Origin of the sequence: Erysipelatoclostridium sp. AM42-17, from assembly GCF_003480255.1 — a bacterium.
GTDB lineage: Bacteria > Bacillota_I > Bacilli_A > Erysipelotrichales > Coprobacillaceae > Faecalibacillus.
The window spans coordinates 1-1,526 of sequence record NZ_QUIN01000048.1; the positions used below are offsets into that span (position 1 = coordinate 1).

The window sequence follows — 1,526 nt, forward strand, 5'->3', positions numbered from 1 at the left end:
TATTGTGAACCCCAAAAGTTGGACTTAAATTTTAAATCGATTATAAGGCTTGATCTCTTGCTTGTAAAGGAGTCAGGCCTTTTAATTTTACTTTTATACGTTTCTCATTGTAATATTTGATATATTCGTCCATAGCTAATTCTAGCTGTTCCAATGTTTCGTATTCATATTCATGTCCATAAAACATCTCATTCTTCATTTTCCCAAAGAAGTTCTCCATTACACAATTGTCCAAACAGTTTCCTTTTCTTGACATGGACTGAATAATGTCATGTTCTTTAAGTGCTTTATGGTATGCCTCCATTTGATATTGCCATCCCTGATCACTATGAAAAATCAAATCTTTAAGATTATCGTATTTTGAAAAGGCTATATTGAGCATATCTGTAGTTTGTTTGAAATTAGGAGACTTTGAAATTATGTAAGACACAATTTCATCATTATACATATCTAGAATCGGTGAAAGATATAATTTACCAGCTGCTATACGAAACTCAGATACATCTGTTGTCCATTTTTGATTACATGCAGTTGTAGAAAAATCTCTTTTGTATGTTGTTTTATGATTCTTTTCATCTAATTCTTTAACTAGTAGTAAATTCTTAACTGTTCCATTCATATCACCTTTATAAGATTTATATTTGGCTTTTGGTGTAATTCCAAACAATCCAAGCACCTTCATTAATCGTTTTACTTTCTTATGATTTACGATAAAACCTTGATTTCTTAGTTCAAGAGTAATGCGCCTATAACCGTATCTTCCTTTATTTTTGTTGAATATTTCAGTGATTTTAGCTTTTAATTCTGCATTCTTGTCACTAGAAGCTATAGATTTAATATTGTAAAAATAGGTAGATCTTGATATCTGTAATACATTTAAAAGCATTGATAATGGATATGTCTGCCTTAGTTCCTTGATTACTTCTGTTTTTTCTTTATTTGTTGCGTGTTCCTTTGTAGAACCAAGGCTCTCAATTTTTTTAATGCATCCACCTCACACTGTAGTTTATAGTTTTCCTTCTTCAACTGTTCAATAACAGTATCCTTATCATTAATATCTAATGTTTTATTTTCTTCTTTTTTCATAGACGTTGGTCTTCCTTTCGGTTTATTGACCAATCCATCATATCCTAATTTTTCATAATTGTTAAGCCATGAAATAATTTGTGATTTACTAATATCGTATTCGATAATTAATGAGGTCTTAGATTCACCATTCAAAGCACGAGTGATAACTTCAAGTTTGAATTCGGGTGAATAAGTTCTGTTCTTATTTTTTTTGATCGATTCTTCCCCATGAATGTGGTATTTACGGATAATAATATTAATAGTGCTATTTGATACATTAAATTTTTTAGCTATTATTTGACATCCAAGTCGTTCATCTTCATAGAGTCGTACAATTTCTTTTTTGTCTTCATAAGTTAATTTTGCCATATTAAAAGAACCCTCCTTGCTGGCATGAATTTCAGATAATAATCGTTACTATCTGAAATTCATCTGTCCAACAAATTGGGTTCAGTTCA

1 protein-coding gene is annotated in these 1,526 nt (G+C 30.2%); it reads right to left on the reverse strand.

All coding sequences use genetic code 11. The features are described 5' to 3' along the window. Positions 1 to 40 precede the first annotated feature (40 nt). A protein-coding gene (locus tag DW911_RS10840; RefSeq protein WP_118434211.1) for an IS3 family transposase occupies positions 41 to 1,437 on the reverse strand; the annotation gives its coding sequence in 2 pieces (ribosomal slippage) (positions 41 to 937 and positions 940 to 1,437; 1,395 coding nt in all). Positions 1,438 to 1,526: the final 89 nt, after the last annotated feature.